The organism is Pseudomonas sp. Z2-11 (genome assembly GCF_054161305.1).
Genome location: NZ_CP096395.1, coordinates 5,359,272 through 5,378,179, shown reverse-complemented (window position 1 = coordinate 5,378,179; position 18,908 = coordinate 5,359,272). Strand labels below are relative to the sequence as shown.

Here is an 18,908-nt window from a genome sequence, read left to right as displayed (position 1 = left end):
CTGCTGGCGACTGTTTTTGTGGCGAGGGAGCTTGCTCCCGCTGGGGCGCGAAGCGACCCCGAGATCTTGCGGTCGCTACGCAACCGAGCGGGAGCAAGCTCCCTCGCCACGAATGGCCCGCCAGTACCAACCTGACCAAAGCAACAGCTCTATCTCAACGCTTGGCGCTGAGACGCCCGTGCTAGAGCCTTTTGTCGGAAAAATTTCAATGGTGCAAATTGGCCATCAACGGCTATGCTACGGATGGATCCAACCAATAACAGGTAATGCCGGTTTTACGTCTACTCAGGGAATGGGGGGCTTCCTGACTCAACCGGACAGGCCACGCTGGGGCTTTAATGCGCTATTTGCTGATGTTGCTGCTGTGCTTGTCCCCCTTGGCAAGCGCCCTTGAATTCGATGAATCTACCCGAAGCCTGCCTTTGGGCCATGCCTTGCAGGTGTTTGAAGACGCCAGCGGCACGGCCACGCTCGAGGATGTCCTGGCCCAGGCCGCGGCCGGTCGCTTCAAACCCCACGACCAAGCCACGCTGAACGCAGGGTATTCGCGCTCGGCGTTCTGGCTGAAGATCGACTTGCACTACCGCCCGGGCAATCCCGGCGCCCAGCGCACCTGGCTGCTGGAGCTGGCGTATCCGCCGCTGGACCGCCTGGACTTGTATCTGGCCGATACGCAAGGTGCCTATCGCCTGGTTCGCCAGACCGGCGATGCCTTGCCGTTCGCCAGTCGCGAGGTGCGCCAGAACAACTACCTGTTCAGCCTGGATTTCCAACCCGATCAACGCCAGACCGTGTATCTGCGCCTGCAAAGCCAGGGCTCGATCCAGGCCCCGTTGACGCTCTGGTCAAGCACCGCGTACCTGGAACAGCAGCCGGTGCGCCTGTATGTGCTGGGGATCATCTATGGCGTACTGCTGGGGATGCTGGTCTACAACCTGTTCATCTACCTGAGCGTGCGCGACACCAGTTACCTCTATTACATCTTCTATATCGCCTCGTTCGGCCTCTATCAACTGTCGGTCAACGGTGCGGCGGTTGAGTATTTCTGGCCGGACAACCCCTGGTGGGCCAACGCCGCGACGCCGTTTTTCATTGGCTGCGCGGGGGTTTTTGGCAGCCAGTTTGCCCGCAGTTTCCTGCAAACCGCCCAGCACAGCCGCTGGCTCGACCGATTGCTGCTGGCGCTGATTGCCTATGGCGCGGTGGTGGTGGGCCTGTCGTTGATGACCAGCTATGCGCTGGCGCTGCGCCTGGCGACGGCGCTGGCCCTGGTGTTCACCGTGGTGATTTTCGCCGCCGGCTTGTTCGCCTGGTGGCGGGGGCTGCGGGTGGCGCGTTACTTCATTATCGCCTGGTCGGCGTTTCTGCTGGGGGGCGTCGTCAATACGATGATGGTGTTGGGTTACCTGCCAAACATCTTCCTGACCATGTATGCCAGCCAGATCGGCTCTGCCATCGAGGTGGCGCTGTTGTCCCTGGCCCTGGCGGACCGCATCAACGCCATGCGCGAACAGCAGGCGCAGACGCTGTTCGACGCCGGGCAGAAACTCGAAGTGCTGAACCAGCAGTTGGCTCAGGGCAACAAGCTCAAGGACGAATTTCTCGCCACGTTGACCCATGAGTTGCGCACGCCGATGAATGGTGTGATCGGTTGCCTCGAACTGATGGAAACCGTCGAGATGGACGAGGAACTCAGCCAGTATCAGCAGACCGCAGCCGGTTCGGCGCGGGACATGATGCGCATGGTCAACGGCATGCTCACCCTCACCGAGTTGCAGGCCGGCAAGCTCAAGGTGTATCCGGCGCCGTTCAGCCTGCGCAGCGTGATAGAGGCCCTGCAGGTGCAGTTCGGCGCCAACGCGGCGGCCAAGGGCCTGGATTTCAAGGTCGACGTAGCGCCTGGCCTGGCGGACCGCTTGCTAGGTGACAGCGGTAAATTGGCCCAGTGCCTGGAATGCCTGCTGGACAATGCCATCAAGTTCACCCGCGTCGGTGGCATCGCGCTGCGAGTCAGTGGCCGGACGTCGGAGCTCGATCGCCTGGTGCTGTCTTTCGCCGTGATCGATACCGGCATCGGCTTTACCGATCTGGGGGAGGCGACCCTGTATCAGCGTTTCTTCCAGCTCGACGGCTCGATGACCCGCGAATACGGCGGCCTCGGCGTCGGCCTGGCGATTTGTCGGCAACTGGTGGAATTGCTCGGCGGGCGCCTGACCCATACCTCGGAGCCGGGGCGCGGCAGTCGTTTCCAGCTGGACGTGGAATTTGACATCGCCTTGCCTGTGGCCGTCCCGGCAACGTTTCCTGGCGGCGCACGCCGGGCTGCGCGCTTGCCCCAGGAGTGCACGGTGCTGCTGGCCGACGACAACAACATCGACCAACTGGTGATGCGCGGCATGTTGCTCAAGCTTGGCTACCGAGTACGCACCGCCGACAGTGGCCGCGCGGCGCTGGAGCTGTTGCAGGGCGACAGTTTTGACGCGGTGCTGCTCGATTGCCAGTCGACACCATCGGATGGCGTGTCGGTCTGCTGTCAGATCCGCGCGATGTCAGGTTGCCAGGACTTACCCGTGCTGGTGGTCAGCCCGAACGTGGACCAGGCGCATTGCCCTGCGGGTAGCCTGATCGATTACCTGAGCAAACCGGTGAAATTCGAAGCACTGCAGGCGATTCTGCAACGACGGGTACTTTGTCCGAAGCAGGGTGAAAGCGCCGGTATTTAGGCGGATATGCCACTTTGATCGGCCAGGAGGCGGTGCTTAACTGACCTCTGCTGGCCGACCAAGGAGCCCCGTCATGAACCTGCACCAGTTCGCCGAAACCCACGACGTCACCAATCAACCACCGTCCCTGGATGGTGCCAACCTGTACCGTATTGACCTGCCGCTGCAAGAATGGTCGCGGCGTTTCGGCGCAGGGTGGGCACAGGCGCGGATCGACGCCTACGGTGCCCTGGCCGGCGGGCCGTTGATGGAGGCGGGGTTCCTGGCCAACCAGAACAAGCCAATATTTTCCAGCCACGACCGTTACGGCCATCGTATCGACCTGGTGGAATTTCATCCTGCCTATCACGAGCTGATGCGCACCGCCATCGAACATGGCCTGCCCAGCCTGCCGTGGGCCCATCCGCAACCTGGCGCGCATGTCGCCCGCGCCTCGATGACGTACCTGCACAGCCAGGCCGAAGCCGGCACCGGTTGTCCGTTGACCATGACTTTTGCCAGTGTGCCGGCCCTGCGCCTGCAACCGGACCTGGCCGGGCGCTGGGTGCCGAAAGTGCTCGCCACCGAATACGATCCACGTAACGTCGGCATGGCCCACAAGGCCGGGGTCACTCTCGGTATGGCGATGACCGAGAAGCAGGGCGGCACCGATGTGCGCGCCAACACCACCAAGGCGTATCCGGTAGGCGCCAGCGGCCCGGGCCAGGCCTATGAGCTGGTGGGCCACAAGTGGTTCTGTTCGGCGCCGATGTGCGATGCCTTCCTGACCCTGGCCCAGACCGACAAGGGCCTGACCTGCTTTTTGCTGCCGCGCCACCGCCCGGACGACACCCGCAACCAGTTCTACATCCAGCGTTTGAAAAACAAACTCGGCAATTGCTCCAACGCCTCCAGCGAGGTGGAGTTCCGTGGTGCGCTGGCCTGGATGGTCGGCGAGGAGGGCCGAGGCGTGCCGACGATCATCGAGATGGTCGCCATGACCCGCTTCGACTGTATGGTCGGCTCCAGTGCCCTTATGCGCCAGGCCCTGACCCAGGCCAGTCACCATTGCGCGCACCGCAAGGTCGGCGGCAAGTTGTTGAGTGAGCAGCCCCTGATGCAAAACGTACTCGCCGACCTGGCCCTGGAAAGCGAGGCTGCTTTGGCGCTGAGCTTGCGCATGGGGCGGGCGCTGGATCATCTGAACGATGGGCATGAAGCCAAATTCGCCCGGCTGGTGACGGCAGTAGGCAAATACTGGATCTGCAAACGCGCCCCGGCAATGATCAACGAGGCGGCCGAATGCATGGGCGGTGCCGGCTATGTCGAGGACAGCATCCTGCCGCGCCTGTACCGCGAGGCACCGGTCAATTCAACCTGGGAAGGCTCCGGCAATGTGCAGTGCCTTGACGTCTTGCGCGCTCTGTCCAAAGAGCCGGGCGTGTTGGAAGTGCTGTTCGACGAACTGGGCGACGGCCATGGGGACAATCGCCTGGCGGCCCATATCGACCGGTTGCACGCAGCGTTCAAGGACACCGATGACATCCAATATCGTGCCCGGCAATTGACCGAAGACATCGCCGTCGGCCTGCAAGCCAGGCTGTTGCTGGAAGCGGGGAACAGCGACGTCAGCGATGCCTTCATCGCCAGCCGGCTGGGTTCCACCGGCCGGGTCTACGGCGCGTTGCCCCGCGGCCTGAATGTAGCAGCCATAGTCGCCCGCTCGACCCCGCACGGCTTCTAAACAACCCATACCCCTGTGGGAGCGGGCTTGCCCGCGAAGGCGTCGGTACATTCAGCATCGATGTTGCCTGATACACCGCTTTCGCGAGCAGGCTCGCTCCCACAGTGGACCTGTGCTGCAGGCAACATCTGAGTAAACATCGAACCCTGTGGGAGCGGGCTTGCCCGCGAAGGCGTCGGTACATTCAGCATCGGCGTTTCCTGGCACACCGTTTTCGCGAGCAGGCCCGCTCCCACAGTGGAACTGTGCTGCACGCAACATCTGAGTAAACATCAAACCCTGTGGGAGCGAGCTTGCCCGCGAAGGCGTCGGTACATTCAGCATCGGCGTTTCCTGGCACACCGTTTTCGCGAGCAGGCTCGCTCCCACAGTGGAACTGTGCTGCACGCAACATCTGAGTAAACATCAAACCCTGTGGGAGCGGGCCTGCCCGCGAAGGCGTCGGTACATTCAGCATCGGCGTTTCCTGGCACACCGCTATCGCGAGCAAGCCCGCTCCCACAAAAGGCTCCGCGCAAGGACAACTAATACGCCACTGTTCCCGTCGGCCCACGATGCAGGCAAGATGAAGGCCTGCAAGTCAGAACACAGGAAGCTGATCGTGACCGAAGCGTTTATTGTCGTTCAAACCGCCGAGCAAGCCGTGGACCGGCTGGCGGCCCTGCACGAGCGTGCGACCACTGCGCTGAACCAGGCGCTCAAGCGTTATCTCAAGGACCGCATCGAGCCGGATGCCGAGCAACGCGCATTGTTCCGCTATCCGGCCCTGCGCCTGACCTACCATTGCCATGGCGAAGTCCCGCAGACCACCCGCGCCTACGCCAAGGTCCAGCTGCCGGGCACCTACAGCGTCACCGTCACCCACCCGGCGGCATTTCGAAAATACCTGCTCGAGCAGCTTGTCCCGCTGATGCACGACTTCACCATCACCGTCGAGGTGGGCGTCAGTGAGCAGAACATTCCGTACCCGTATGTGGTGGAGCAGGGCGATGAACTGGCCGGTTCCGGTGTGACGGCGGCGGTGCTGGCGCGGGTGTTCCCCAGCACCGACCTGTCGGCCGCCACCGATGGCATCGCCGATGGCCTCTACGATTGGGAAAACACCGACCCGCTGCCCCTGGCGCTGTTCGACGCCGCGCGGGTGGATTTCTCCCTGCGCCGGCTCGTGCATTACACCGGCAGCGATTGGCGCCATGTGCAGCCCTGGATTCTACTGACCAACTATCACCGCTATGTCGACCAGTTCATCGTCCACGGGCTGGAGCAGTTGCGCAGCGATCCGCGTTTCGTGCGCATGGTGCTGCCGGGCAACGTGATCATCGACAAGAACATGGATCATGGTGAAGCCTCGGCCATCGCCGCTGGCGTGGTCTGGCATCGCTACCAGATGCCGGCCTATCACTTGCAAGCCAGCGATGGCCACGGCGTGACCCTGGTGAACATCGGCGTTGGTCCGTCCAATGCCAAGAACATCACCGATCACCTGGCCGTGCTGCGTCCGCATTGCTGGCTGATGATCGGCCACTGCGGCGGCCTGCGTCAGTCCCAGACAATCGGCGATTACGTCCTGGCCCACGCCTACATGCGCCGCGATGGCATCCTCGACCGCGTGGTGCCGCCGAACATCCCGATCCCGGCCCTGGCCGAAGTGCAGCTGGCGCTTCAGCAGGCGGCGGCGAACATCACTGGCGAAAAAGGCGACGAGCTGAAAAAACGCCTGCGCACCGGCACCGTGCTGACTTACGACGACCGCAACTGGGAATTGCGCTGGGCCCAGGAGCGTCCGTTGATCAACCTGTCCCGCGCCGTGGCGGTGGACATGGAAAGCGGCACCATTGCGGCCCAGGGTTATCGCTTGCGGGTGCCATACGGCACGTTGCTGTGCGTCTCGGACAAGCCGCTGCACAGCGAGATCAAGCTGCCGGGCTCGGCCAACGCGTTTTATGAGCGGGCGGTCAACCAGCATCTCAAGATCGGGATCGCGGCGCTGGACCTGCTGCGCAACGAACTCAACTCGTTGCACTCGCGCAAACTGCGCAGCTTCGACGAGCCGCCGTTCCGCTGATGCCGTCCTGAACGGTGGTTATTTAACGGTCGGGCCACTAGCATGTCGGCCTCGACCGTTGGATATTGTTGCCGCCATGCCCCGTCCTTCACGCCCCGCTTCCCGCCGCCCTGGCGCGAAGCCTCCCGCTTCCACCCCGCGCCGTGTGGCCAAGGCGCCGCCGGCCGAAGCGAAACTGATCCTGTTCAACAAGCCTTTTGACGTGCTGACGCAATTCAGCGACGGCGAAGGGCGCGCCACGCTCAAGGATTTCATCGACGTACCGGGCATCTACCCGGCCGGTCGGCTGGACCGCGACAGCGAAGGATTGCTGTTGCTGACCAATGACGGCCAGTTGCAGGCGCGCATCGCCGATCCCAAGCACAAACTGGCCAAGACGTACTGGGTACAAGTCGAGGGTGAGCCGAGCGACGAGCAACTGCAGCGTTTGCGTGATGGGGTCGAGTTGAACGACGGTATGACGCTGCCGGCCGAGGCCCGTCAGCTGGACGAACCGCAATTATGGCCACGCAATCCACCGGTGCGCTTTCGCAAAAGCGTGCCGACGAGTTGGCTGGAACTGGTGATACGTGAAGGGCGCAACCGCCAGGTGCGGCGCATGACCGCCGCGGTGGGCCTGCCGACCCTGCGCCTGGTGCGGGTCAGGATCGGTGACTGGACGATCGAAGGGCTCGATCAGGGCCAATGGAAAGAGGTACCGGCGCGTTTATAACGAGCCGGATTCGATCAGACCGATGACCACGCTCTTGATGATGAACGCCGCCACGCCCAGGCCGAGCACGAAAAACAGGATGAACGAGCCGAAACGCCCGGCCTTGGATTTCTTCGCCAGGTCCCAGACGATGAACCCCATGAAAATGATCAGGATGCTGACCAGTCCGGTCATCATCCACTCTTCGAAAACAGCAGGATCCATCGGCGCACTCCGGCGTGGGCGGGGTTGAAAAGGCAGGGCGAGTATACGGCATGGCGGCGGGGCGCAGGATCGGGCTGCGGCGGTGTGTCGCAGCCCGGATAATCATGGGCTGCTTTTTGTGGCGAGGGAGCTTGCTCCCGCTCGACTGCGCAGCAGTCGCAAACCAGTGGAGATTTGGGGTCGCTGCGCAACCCAGCGGGAGCAAGCTCCCTCGCCACAGAAGCTCTCAGCTGCGCAGGTGAGTCAGCGGCAGCTCGGTACTGTTGAGCACCTGGTTCAGCACAAAACTCGAACGCACGCTGGTGACGCCTTCGATCCGGGTCAGGTGGCCCAGCAGCAGCTTCTGGTAATGATCCATGTCCGGCACCACCACCTTCAGTTGGTAGTCCGCGTCGATGCCGGTCACCAGGCTGCATTCAAGCACTTGCGGCAGGTTGCGGATCGCGGCTTCGAAGGTCTCGAAGCGGTCGGGGGTGTGGCGGTCCATGCCGATCAGCACATAGGCGGTCAGGCTCAGGCCGAGCATCTTGCGATCGAGCAGGGCAACCTGGCGGGTGATGTAGCCGTCGTCTTCCAATTGCTTGACCCGCCGCGAGCAGGGGGAGGGCGACAGGCCGATGCGCTCGGCCAATTCCTGGTTCGAGATGCGCGCGTCGCGCTGCAATTCCGCCAGGATGCTCAGGTCGTAACGGTCGAGTTTGCTCATTGAGCGGGCCTTTATCCGGTTAATTGCGGAAGATTATCCATCCAGGGGTAAAAATTGCGCAAGTAGTGTTTATTCAAGCAATCTTAGCAATCATCTGTCGGCGCCTCGGGCCTATGCTAACCACCAAGATCACTGCTCGGACAACAGTCCAGTGCAGCCCGCCCAATCAGGCCGGCTGCGGTCGCAGTACCCATAGGTACTGGCAGACCCCCGAGCTGCACACTGTCCAGAAGACGGCGTGAGGTGAGCCGATGCCACAAGCGTCGCGCACGGACTAGATTCTCAAGGGGAGGCCGACGGGCCTCCCTTTTTTGTTTGCCTTGGCTAGGGCGCGTCATAACCGCAGGCGCGCAGACGCTGGCGGGTCAGGCGTTTGTCCGAATAATCGGAACCCCAATTCAGGTGCTGGTCGTAGCGGGATTTGACGTGGGCGCAGGCAGCCTGGATGAGCGTGTTGGCTTCGGCCAGTTCGGCTGCGGACAGGCGATTGATTTTCAGGCTCTGGAAAAACGGCTGGATAAAGGCCTCATCCAGATCGTAGCCCCGGCGGCCTTCGGCCAGGCGCTGGCCGGCGCGTACCGAGAATGGTTGTGCCAGGCCGCTCTGGTTTTCCCAACACCAGTATCTGACTTCCTCCTCCCATTCTCCTGTTGGGCTGTGCCAGATATCGTAGAAACGCAGGCATTGCATGCCATTTCGGCTCACCCAGTCGATCCCCTCGGGGCGAGCTTTGCTCTCGGTCAGGTCCATCAGGTCGAGTTCGTTCTGCAGGAACTGCTGAGGAGGGTAAAGTGCCCCAGCGTTCTTGCCATCAAGCAGGCTTTCGACGGTCATCCACCGCGATGAGGCCAGTACCACGAGGCCGTTGGAGCGAAAGCTGCCGGAGGCGCTCGCCGATTGAATGTCCCGGCGCTTGTCGTAATTGAAGCCACTTTGAACCGTACCGCAGGAGGTGCGCCGCAAAGGTTCGGGCAGGTCGTAGGAGAAGCGCGGGCTCAAGACTACCCGCTGTTCCCCTACTTCACAGAGCATACGGCTCAGTCGTTCATCGTCCTCATATACCAGCGATGCGCGCCCGCAGCCCCATAGGGCAACGGACAGCAGCATCAACGCGACACGTCCTGGCCTCAAAGCGAGGCGCCAGATAAATTGCCGTCCTTGTCGATGAAGGTCGGCACGATGTAGATCTTTTTCTTGGTACCGTCCTTGCCGGTCGTGCCGTTCTTGAAGTCCTTTTGCACCTGGTTGCTACCTGTCTCGCACATGGATCGCACCTGGCACAGGTAGTTGGAGTGCGGGCTGTCCGTAGCCAAGAGGCCGGGGAAGGTAAACAGGGCGCCGAGTAGCCGGCTGATCGGGTCGTTCGAGTTGAAATTATTGAAGCCCAGCATGTCGGAGACCGGATCGGTCTTGGGCAACATGCCAAAAAACACCTGGCTGTCCGGGCGGTTGACCTGGAATACCGCGTTGCCCTGGTCGGTGTTGAAACCTGCCTCCTTGGCGGCATCAAAGAAATGCTGCGCATACACCGGGGCGCCGGACAGCTGTATGCCACCTGCGCTGTCGCCAAATTTCACGCCATCGAGCCCCCGATAGGTTATCAATGCGCCCTGGCTGTGGCCCACCAGGTCCAGTTTGAAGCCTTGATCAACGCCCGACTGGTAGAACTCGCTCACTTGTCGCGCGTTACCGGAGCGTATGACGCTACCCAGCGCCACATCCCATAGGGACTCCACCAGGTCACCCAGGAAGCCGTGCTCCGGGTTGTAGCCTTGAATGAAACTGTCCTTGCCGCCTTGCATGGCGCCATTCACCGCTGCCTGCTGCAGCGAGTTCTGGATGCCGTTGATGGCAATCACTCCCTGGGCATCGGGACGCACAATCAGGTCGAAGTCGATTTTCTCCACCAGCGGCTTGCCGGTTTTCGGGTCCATCATGATCTCGCCAGTGGTTGTATCTATCTGGTTAACCACTTTAGCGCGATAAAAACTCATGTCACCGCTGAGCAGCACAGGCAACTGCGTGGCTACGCCACCATGGCTGATCACGCCCGGCATCAGACCCATGGTCCCGAACGAGGTTTTGTCCAGGGCGGCTTGCAGCACGCCCGGGATCCACGCCAAAGGCGCCAGGCCCGGATTTTCCGCCAGGGCCTTCTCGGTGGCGTCGGTCATGTCGCCATAGGGCTTGAACAGTTTGGAGCTGTTCTTGGCGTAGTCTTGCAAGCCTTTTTTCCACCGATTCAAAGTCTGCGACGGGTTGGCTACCGAATTGAGCGACGACTCGCTCACGTAAAGCTCGGTGCGTTTTTCCTTGTCCCGGGTGATGTCGTAGGCCTTGGTCAGGTCACGGTTGAGGCCGGCGGTGGAAACTTGTCCGGTCGCTGCGTCGTTGCGCACGATAATGTTGCCCACGCCGACGGTGGCGCGCACATCCTGCTCGCGCTCCTTGCGGTAGTCGTAGCCGCTCACGCTCCAGCCATTGAAGCCTTCCTTGGGCGCACCGCTCAGGCTCTTGTCGCCAGTGAACGCCACGTCCTTGCCGCCGGTGGCCTTGGCGCCGTTACCCGCGTCCGCGCCCCAACCAAAGGCACCGCCGACGTTGACGTAGTAGCTATGCTCCTTGTCTTCGCCGTTGATGTTGCGAAAGCCCAGGGTGTTGGTGTCGAGCTTGAGTTTGCCGTTGTCGGCGGCGATCAGCGCGCCATCGATCTGGGTGTGTTTCTCGGTGCGGATATCCACGCCGTTTTTACCGGTGATGCTGGTTTGCTGCTCGACCCAGTTGGTCTTGCCGGTGGTCTTGCCCACGCCCACCGAGCCGCTCACCCCACCGCCACCGGCCAGGCCGATGCTGACGGTGACACTGGCATCAAATTGCTTGCCGCTGACTTTGCCGGTGTCCGGCACCGACGACACGAGCAGGTCCCTGCCCACGCGGCCAACCACTTCGTTGGCACGCAGATTGGCGCCGGCGATGGTGGTGTCATTGCCGCTGTTGAAGCGCAACTGGTTCCCTGCATAGAGGTAGGCAGTCTGCTGTTTCTCGGTCTCGCGCTCAAGCTTGCCCTTGCCCATGTCGACGCTGGCGTAGACCGCGATGAAGTCCTTGCCGCCCACGGCGATGCCGACTTCGCCGCCACCGCTGCGACGGTTGGATTCACTCTTGGAATCGTTCTGCGCGGCGCGGATGTTCAGGTCCTTGCCTGCACGCAGGTCGATGTCCTGGCCGGCAATCACCTGGGTGCCGACCATGTTCAGGTTCTCGCTGGCCTCGACGTTGGTGTCACGCCCGGAAAGCAGCACGCTCGGATTGTTGGTGCCCTGGGTCATCTCTTCGCTGGCTACACCATTGCTGCCGCCGATCCCGGCGCGGCCACTGCCGCCACCGCTCTGGCCGTTGATGCCGCCCTGGCTGCGGGTGGTCTGGCTTTCTTCGTTGATCTCGCCACGGGCAACATCCAGGTTGACGTTCTTGCCCACCAGGGTGATGTCGCGCCCGGCTTCGAACTGACTGCCACGGACATTGAGATCGTTACCGGCGACGGCATTGATGTCGCGGCCGGCACTCAGGGTCGAGGGGACGTTGTCGCGGATTTCCGAGCGCGAGCGGGTGCCCTGGCTGGCCGAGCCGAAATGGGTCGCGCTGGTCGGTCCGGAGGTGAAGGAGTTGATGGCGTCCACGGTGCTGAGCACACTGGAGGCCTTGCTGACATTGTCTTCGCCCTTCCCGGTGCCGTTGATGGCGTCCTTGGTATTGCCGTAGTTGTGGCTGATATTGGCGGTAAGGCCGTTGCGATCGCGCGTCTTGCTGCGTTCCTGGATGAAGGTTTCATCGGCGGCATCGACGTTGATGTCGCGCGTTGCCTGCAGGTTGATATCACGCCCGGCGTCCACGCCCGCGCCTTCGAGGGTCAGGTCGCGCCCGGCCTGGACGGTCATGTCCTGGCCAGCCACCAGTTGGCTGCCGGCGGCGGTCTGCTGGGCATCGCGGGACCTGACCTTGGTCGCTTCGCGCCCGGCGAACGCGGTGAAGCCGTTGCGGTCGCTTTCCAGTGACAGTCCGGCCTGCTTGGTGGATTTCCAGTTGCTCTGGTCCTGGCTGTTGCTACCGGCCAACACGTTGACGTCGCGTCCGGCACCGACTTGCAGATTGCGCCCGGCCTCGGCGGAGCTGCCGACCATGTTGACGTCACGGAAGCTCTGTACGGTGACGTCGCGCCCACCACTGACTTGGCTACCGACACTTTGACTCTGCAGGTTTTCCTGGCCGGCCTTTTTTGCCGAGGCGACGGAAATGAAATTACCGGAAGTGCTGAAGCCGATCCTGCTCTTGTACCTCTCGCTGTGGCTGGTTGACTCATTGGCCGCGTCCATCAGGTTGACGTCGCCGTTCTTGTCGACCATCCCGGCACGCAATTCGGCGTCGCGTTTGGCATCGACTCGGCTGGCGGACAGATTGACATTGCTGCCAGCGACGACCACAGCGTCATTGCCGGCGCTCAACTCGCTGCCCACCTGAGTGATGCTGCTGGAGCTGCGGCTGTTGCCGCTTTTGCTCAGGCCGAAGCTGCCCTTTTTCTTCACGCTGTAACTGCTGTCGGTCTGCTCTTGCGCCGACATCAGGTTGACACTGCCGGCACCGCCCACCAGCAGATCATTTCCGGCCTTGAGCTGGCTGCCGATCACGGTCACGTCCTGGCCGCCAGTCAGACCGATACGCCCGTCTTTGTCCTGGGTGATGTTGACGGTCAGGTCGTGTCCGGCTTCGATGCGAGACGCTACGTTAGTGGTTGCCGAATCAGCGCTCTGGGTGGTTTTGCTTTTGCCCCAGGAGCCCTTTTTCTTCTGGTAGAACGTCGAGGACTGTTCGTCCAGCGCCGAGATGATCGCCATGTCATTCCCGGCCTTGAGCGCCACGTCATGACCCGCCTTGAGCTGGCTTGCGACAATAGCCATGTCGCGCCCGGCGGTGACGGCCAGGTCGCCACCGGTGGTCACGCTGGAGCCGAGGTTTTTCACTGTGTCGTTGGTGACCAGGCCACGACGGATCGCGCTCTGGGTAAAGGTGTGATCCGTTACCGCGAGCATTTCCACATCGCGACCGGCGTTCAGGCTGGCGTTGCCGTCGCTGTGAATCTGCCCCTTGTTGGTCAGGTCGCGTCCGGCATTGACGTTCAATTGCTGACGGGCACTGATCAGGCTGCCTTGGTCGAGGTTGGTCCGCGTGCCCGAACCGTAGAGCACCTGCATGGCCGCACGCTCGTTGACGATGTCGCCTTTGATTGCGCTGAGGTCGACCTGATTGCCGCGTACTTCGCCGCCCAGGGCGTTGCGAATACTGTTCTGGGCCATCAGGCTGACGCGCTCGCCAGCTTGCGCCAGGCCGCCTTGATAAAGGTTGTTCCCGGCTTCAACCGTCAGGTCGTTGCTGGCTCGCAGGGTACCGACGCTGGTCAGGTCGTTGCCGGCCAACAGGTTGATATCCCGGGCTTGTACCAGGCTGCCGCCACGCAGATTGCGCGATTCGGCCTGGGCCAGGTAGAGCACCGGCACCAATACATCCTGGCCTTCCACCCGGCGGGTTTCCATCCAGACGATGTCATGAGTCAACGCGGCTACTTGCTGGGAGGTCAGGGCGACGCCAACGCTCAACTGCAACTGATCCTTGGAAGCGACGGCATTGTCCATCAGGTACTGGTACTGGTCGTAGTCGCTGGTCAGGCTGCCCGCGAGGAAGCGTTGACCGGTCTGGGCCAGCACCGCTTCGCGAATCAGGCGGGTCTCGTACAGGCCATCACCCAGGCGACGCCAGCTGCGGTCGTCGTTGTAGCCCAGCAGGCCGAACATGTAGTCGGAACTCATGAATCGCGACAGGTTGGTCAGGTTCGGGTTGGTCTCGATCAGATAATGGCTGTTCGGATTCTGGCTGCGTACGAACAGACCATAGTCACCTTCCGGCAGGCGGTAAGTGGCAAGCGCCGTAGGGTCGACCGCAACGAAAGGAACGCCAGCGAAGTCCACGGGCACGAAGCTGACCTGGGTGCTGCCATCGGCGGTGACACGCTCGACACGGCGGACATCGGCCGCTACCTGGGTGCTGCCGCCACTGCCCAAGGCGTTGACCGTGATGGTCTGGCCGCCGAGCAGGCCAACCGTGTTGCTCAGGGTCTGGCCGGTCAGTTGGGCGGTGGCCTGTTGGGTCAGGGTGCCGTTTTCAATATTGCCGGAGACGTTGAGGTTCAACTGGCGTCCGGACTGCAGGGTCGAGGCGTTTGCGGTCTGCGTGCCGGTGTGCACGACGCTGCTCTGGCCGATGAGCGGGTACTGGGTAATCGCCGCGGGAATCGGTTGCTGCTGGTCCGGAGCGCTACCGGCATTGGCGGCGTTCCAGGCATGGGCATTGGATTCCGCCCAGCGGAAATCGCCTTGCTCGACGCCGTGCAGGAAGTAAGTGGTGCTTTCCACGCGTTGGTCGAGGGTGGCGCCACGGTTGTAGAAGTTCGTGGCATTGACGAAGGCGTCCCGGTTGGCGGCTATCAGGCTTTGTTTGTTCTCCACGGTGCCGGCGTTGATCAACAGGTCACGCCCGGCAATCAGCCGTGCGCCAGGAGAGTCCTTGATGATTTTGCCAAGGTAGGTGCTGTTGACGATGAATGTCGCGGTGTGGTGGTCGCCGGAGCAATCGGTGCAGTTGATGTCGATGCGGCGACTGACCAGCGATTCGCCGAGTTCGAACTCGTCCTTGGTATTTTCCAGGCTGGCGACATTGAGGTTCATGTCGCCTTCGCTTTCGATGTTCGCCGAACGGTTGCTCAGGCTTTGCGCCTGACCGCCGTCGAGGCCGGCGAAGCTCAGGTTGCCCTTGCTGTAGATGTCGCCGTAAGTGTTGCTCAGCGTGGCGCCGCGCAGGTTCATGTCGGCGCCGCTGTAGATCAGGGTATTGGCCGAGGTGCTGATGCCACCGCCGGCGAAGATGTCGAGCTGGCCCATTGCGCCGAGGGTGCCGCGGTTGCTGACCTGGGCCGCCTGGACCTTGAGGTTCTGGTTGGCAATCAGGCGCCCCAGGTTGTCGAGCCGGCCACGCAGCTCAAGCGTGATATCGCCACCACTGGCAATGCGGCCGTTATCCTGGAGCAAATTGCCGGCCGAGAGGCTGACGGCCTTGGCTGCCGACAGCAGGCCGGCGTTGTTGACGTCTCCGGTGAGCGTCAGGCCCAGGTCGCCGTCGCTGAGTATTTCGCCGCTGCTGGTCAGTGTTGCGGCGCTCAGTGCAAGGCCGCTGGCACTGGCGATGCGGTCGCCGGCCAACAGTTTGAGATCGCCATTCACGGCCACGTCCAGTGCGCCGTTGAGTTGCAGGCGCCCGGTGCCATCGACCGAGGTTATGTCCAGGTCACCGCTGCCAAGACCGATGAGGCTGCCCTGGTTGCCGGTGAGGCTGGTCAGGTCGACCTTGAGCAGTCCCGTCCCGGCGTGCTCGATGTTGCCGGCCTGGTTGTTCAGCGCGCCGGCCTTGAGGTTGAGGGCCTGACTGGTGATCCCGATGGAACCGCCCTGGTTGTTCAGGGCGCCGTTCAGGAGGATCTGGCTCAGGTCGCCGCCAATGGCGCGGATACGGCCGGTGGCGTTTTCCAGGTTGCCGCCGGTCAACCGCAGGTTGCCGCCCGACTCGATCAGGCCGCTCTGGTTGTAGATGTTCGAGGCACTGAGGGTCAGGTTTTTCGCGCTGATCTCGCCACCCGCCCGGTTATCCAGGGTAGAGCCCTGGCTGTCGAGCAGGCCCTGGGCATAAAGGCGGCCGGCCTGGTTGGTCAACTGGTCGACCAGCAATTTCAGATTTCCCGCCTGGGCGTTGATGAGCCCGGCCTTGCCGGCCAGTGCGCTGTTGTTCGCCGTGGCGGCTACTACCTCGATGCTGTTGCCCTGCACGGCGCCGCCCTGGTTATCCAGGGAACCCTGGGCAAGTTGCAGGTCCACATGACCCGCCTGCGCCAGCATCAGGCCTTCGCTGTTGTCCAGCGTGGTGGCGGTGACCTTCAGGCCATCGACGCCGGACAGCAACTGGCCCTTGCGGTTATCCACAACCGCGCCTTGAACATCCAGGCGCTTGCCGGTCAGCGTGCCGCCCTGGTTATCCACTCTGCTGGCCTGGGTCACCAACACCGATGACTCGCCGCCGTCGATCAAGCCCAGGGCATTGTTCAGCACGCCTGAGACTGCCAGGCCGATCGATCCGCCGGTAGCAATCACCGCACCCTTCGCGCTGTTGTCCAGTTGAGCGGCGGTGACGCCTACGCTTTGGCCGAGCAACACGCCGCTTTGGTTGTCAATATCGCTGCCGTTGACCTGCAAATGACCGTCGCTTTGTACGCGACCTTGATTGTTGAGGAGTTGCCCGGGCGTTGCGCCTTGGTCGCGCAGCGTCAGCAATGCGCCGCCGGCACCGGCCAATAACAAACCCTCGGCGCGGTTATCTATGCGTCCGGCGTTGAGCGTCAGTTGGTCAGCGACGATGCGGCCGCCACGGTTGTCCAGCAGGCCGGTTTGGGTCATCAGCAGCTGTTTGCCGGTGATCACACCTTGCTGGTTGTCCAGCCCGGCAGAGGTGATGTCGAGATCGCCGCCCCTGGATTGCAGATGACCGGCGCTGTTGGCCAGTTGCTGGGTCACGACCATGGTCAGCTTGCCGGTCTCTGCGCTGAGCACGCCCTGGGTGTTGCGTGTGAGGTTACGCAGTTGGGTGGTGAGTTGGCCGCCGTTGATGGTGCCCTTGAAGTTGTCCAGGTCGCGGGCAGTCAGGGTCGCGATGTTCGTGCCTTGCAGCAGGCCTTCAGTGTTGTCCAGGTCCTGCGCATTGATGACCAGGTCTTCGGCGCCGATCTTGCCTTGCTGGTTGTTCAGGGCACCGTGGCTGACCAGGGTCATTTTTTTGCCCACCAGGGTGCCGCCGATGTTGTCGACGCTGGCCGCGTCCACGTTCATAGCAGCGCTTGCCTGGATCCGGCCACCGTTGTTGAGCAATTCTTGAGCGATCGTCAGGTCGGTATTGCCCAGCTCAGCACTGAGCAAGCCATTGGCGCTGTTGTCGAGGCGCTCTGCGGTCAGCTGCAAATGATCGGCGACCATCTTGCCCCCCTGGTTGAGCACCTGGGCGGCGCCGATTTCCAGCAGGCCCTGCGCCTGTAGCGTGCCGCCCGTGTTGTCGAGCGGGCCTGCGACTTTGATGGTTGACTGGCCGACGCTGGCGGCAATCAGGCCGGCCTGGTTGTCCAGGCGATCAGCGGTCACTTTCAGTTGGTCGGCAATTACCGAGCCGCGCAGGTTGTTCAGTTGCCTGGCGTTCAGTTCAAGGTTTGCGCCGGCCAATTCGATACGGCCGTCGGTGTTATCCAGGCTGTCGAGGTTGAGGGCGGCGGACTGGCCGTCACCGAAGCGAATCAGGCCGCCCAGGTTGACGATGGCAGGCGTCACCAGGGACAGCGAATTCATGCCCAGCACCCGCGCTGCCGCGCCCTGGTTGACCAGGCGATCGCTGGTCAGGCCGACGATGGCGCCCTGGAGAATCCCGTTCTGGTTGTCAACGAGCTCGGTGGCCTGTACCTGGAGACCACGACTGGCAGTCACAGTACCGCTGTTGCTCAATTGCCGCGCGGTGAGGGCGGCGTCGCCGGTCGGGTTGCGCGTGTTGTCCGGATTGACCCCGGCTTCGATAATGCCGCTGTTGGTCACTTTGCCGGCGCTGGTAATGGCCACCTTGTCCCGGGTAGCGATACTTTGGCTGATTGTCACGTTGCCCGGGGTCTTGATATCGACCTGGGTGCCGGCATAAACCTTGCCCTGAACATCCACGCTCTGCCCGTTCACGGCGATCGCCTGGTTGGCGCTGGCATTGTTCAGGCTGACCTTGCCGTTGGCGTCGATCCGGATGTCGCCAGCGCTGGCAGCCATGTCGCCGGCCAGGCGCACCCCTACGCCTTTCTCCGTGCCCACCAGGCGTATCGCCCCGGCGTACATGCCGCCCAGCGCCGAGCTGTCGATGGCCAGTTGCGGTTTTTCGCTGCCATCGTCGGCGCGAGCGGTGGCGCTCAGGTTCTCGGCGTTGACGTCATTGCGGCCGGTCACCACGTTGAGGTTCTTCGCATGGATATTGGCGTTGAGCTTGGCGCTGCGAGTGATCAGGTCGAATTGGTCGACCTCGCTGGCATCCAGGCCAGCGCCTTCGATGCTGATGTCGCCGCCGTCGACCTGGAACCGGTCCAGGCGCTCGCCGTCCAGGACGGGTTTACCGGTGGTCAGGGTTGCGCGCGGGGTGTTGATGAAGCCACAGCCGCTGCAGGTGATGCCGTTGGGGTTGGCGACAATGACGCGCGCCGCTTGCCCGGCGACTTCGGTGTAGCCGGCCATGTGGCTGCGATTACCGCTGGTGACTTCGTTGAGGATGACCTGTGCGGCCTGGCCCTTGAGGTTGTCGTTGCCCAGAATGATGCCGCCCAGTTGCGTGCGCTGGGTCTTGCCGGTGGCGTTGTTGAGGATGACGCCATTCTGGCCGACGTTGTAGTCGGTGAACTTGTTATGGGACAGCCCGCTGCCATTGGCACCGTTGATATTGATCACCGGCACGCCATTGCCTGCCGCGCCAATGGCAGTCTTGCCGCCCGCTGCCGCGTCGACGGTGAGACCTGCCGCTGCGACGACCAAAGGGTTGAGCAGCACAATCGAGGCCAGGGACAGGGCGATGCATTGAGACAGCGGGGTACGGACGTCCATGTGCGAGTC

General features: G+C 62.4%; 8 protein-coding genes. 4 read left to right on the top strand and 4 right to left on the bottom strand.

What is annotated here, in order from left to right:
* Window positions 1–338 precede the first annotated feature (338 nt).
* From M1E16_RS23890 to M1E16_RS23875, 4 genes are all read left to right on the top strand, one after another.
* Window positions 339–2,723, top strand: coding sequence for a hybrid sensor histidine kinase/response regulator (locus M1E16_RS23890; protein ID WP_458128548.1), 2,385 nt, complete (start codon window positions 339–341; stop codon window positions 2,721–2,723).
* Window positions 2,724–2,796: 73 nt separating this feature from the next.
* On the top strand, window positions 2,797–4,446 hold the full coding sequence (locus M1E16_RS23885; protein ID WP_458128547.1) for an acyl-CoA dehydrogenase family protein: 1,650 nt from the start codon (window positions 2,797–2,799) through the stop codon (window positions 4,444–4,446).
* 565 nt (window positions 4,447–5,011) lie between these two features.
* Window positions 5,012–6,511, top strand: a complete 1,500-nt coding sequence (gene amn / locus M1E16_RS23880) for an AMP nucleosidase (RefSeq protein WP_458128546.1) — start codon at window positions 5,012–5,014, stop codon at window positions 6,509–6,511.
* Window positions 6,512–6,656: 145 nt separating this feature from the next.
* The gene (locus M1E16_RS23875) at window positions 6,657–7,223 is read left to right on the top strand and encodes a pseudouridine synthase (protein ID WP_434574092.1); all 567 of its coding nucleotides are present in this window, start codon (window positions 6,657–6,659) and stop codon (window positions 7,221–7,223) included.
* Here M1E16_RS23875 and M1E16_RS23870 read toward each other — a convergent pair.
* From M1E16_RS23870 to M1E16_RS23855, 4 genes are all read right to left on the bottom strand, one after another.
* On the bottom strand, window positions 7,218–7,427 hold the full coding sequence (locus tag M1E16_RS23870) for a DUF2788 domain-containing protein (RefSeq protein WP_305498615.1): 210 nt from the start codon (window positions 7,425–7,427) through the stop codon (window positions 7,218–7,220). The genes M1E16_RS23875 and M1E16_RS23870 overlap by 6 nt on opposite strands.
* Window positions 7,428–7,653: 226 nt before the next feature.
* Window positions 7,654–8,133: an Lrp/AsnC family transcriptional regulator gene (locus M1E16_RS23865; RefSeq protein WP_305498616.1), complete on the bottom strand. Its 480-nt coding sequence runs from the start codon at window positions 8,131–8,133 to the stop codon at window positions 7,654–7,656.
* A 324-nt stretch (window positions 8,134–8,457) separates the two neighbouring features.
* Window positions 8,458–9,240 (bottom strand): hypothetical protein, encoded by a 783-nt coding sequence (locus M1E16_RS23860; protein ID WP_458128545.1) that lies wholly within the window; start codon window positions 9,238–9,240, stop codon window positions 8,458–8,460.
* 20 nt (window positions 9,241–9,260) lie between these two features.
* Entirely contained in the window at window positions 9,261–18,899 is a 9,639-nt protein-coding gene (locus M1E16_RS23855) for a hemagglutinin repeat-containing protein (protein ID WP_458128544.1), read from the bottom strand.
* Between the last annotated feature and the right edge of the window lie 9 nt (window positions 18,900–18,908).

Bases quoted from the DNA above. Each gene is read 5' to 3' on its own strand.
- M1E16_RS23855 (WP_458128544.1), bottom strand. From the start codon at position 18,899: ATGGACGTCCGTACCCCGCTGTCTCAATGCATCGCCCTGTCCCTGGCC.
- M1E16_RS23870 (WP_305498615.1), bottom strand. From the start codon at position 7,427: ATGGATCCTGCTGTTTTCGAAGAGTGGATGATGACCGGACTGGTCAGC.
- M1E16_RS23860 (WP_458128545.1), bottom strand. From the start codon at position 9,240: ATGCTGCTGTCCGTTGCCCTATGGGGCTGCGGGCGCGCATCGCTGGTA.
- M1E16_RS23890 (WP_458128548.1), top strand. From the start codon at position 339: ATGCGCTATTTGCTGATGTTGCTGCTGTGCTTGTCCCCCTTGGCAAGC.
- M1E16_RS23885 (WP_458128547.1), top strand. From the start codon at position 2,797: ATGAACCTGCACCAGTTCGCCGAAACCCACGACGTCACCAATCAACCA.
- M1E16_RS23865 (WP_305498616.1), bottom strand. From the start codon at position 8,133: ATGAGCAAACTCGACCGTTACGACCTGAGCATCCTGGCGGAATTGCAG.
- amn (WP_458128546.1), top strand. From the start codon at position 5,012: ATGAAGGCCTGCAAGTCAGAACACAGGAAGCTGATCGTGACCGAAGCG.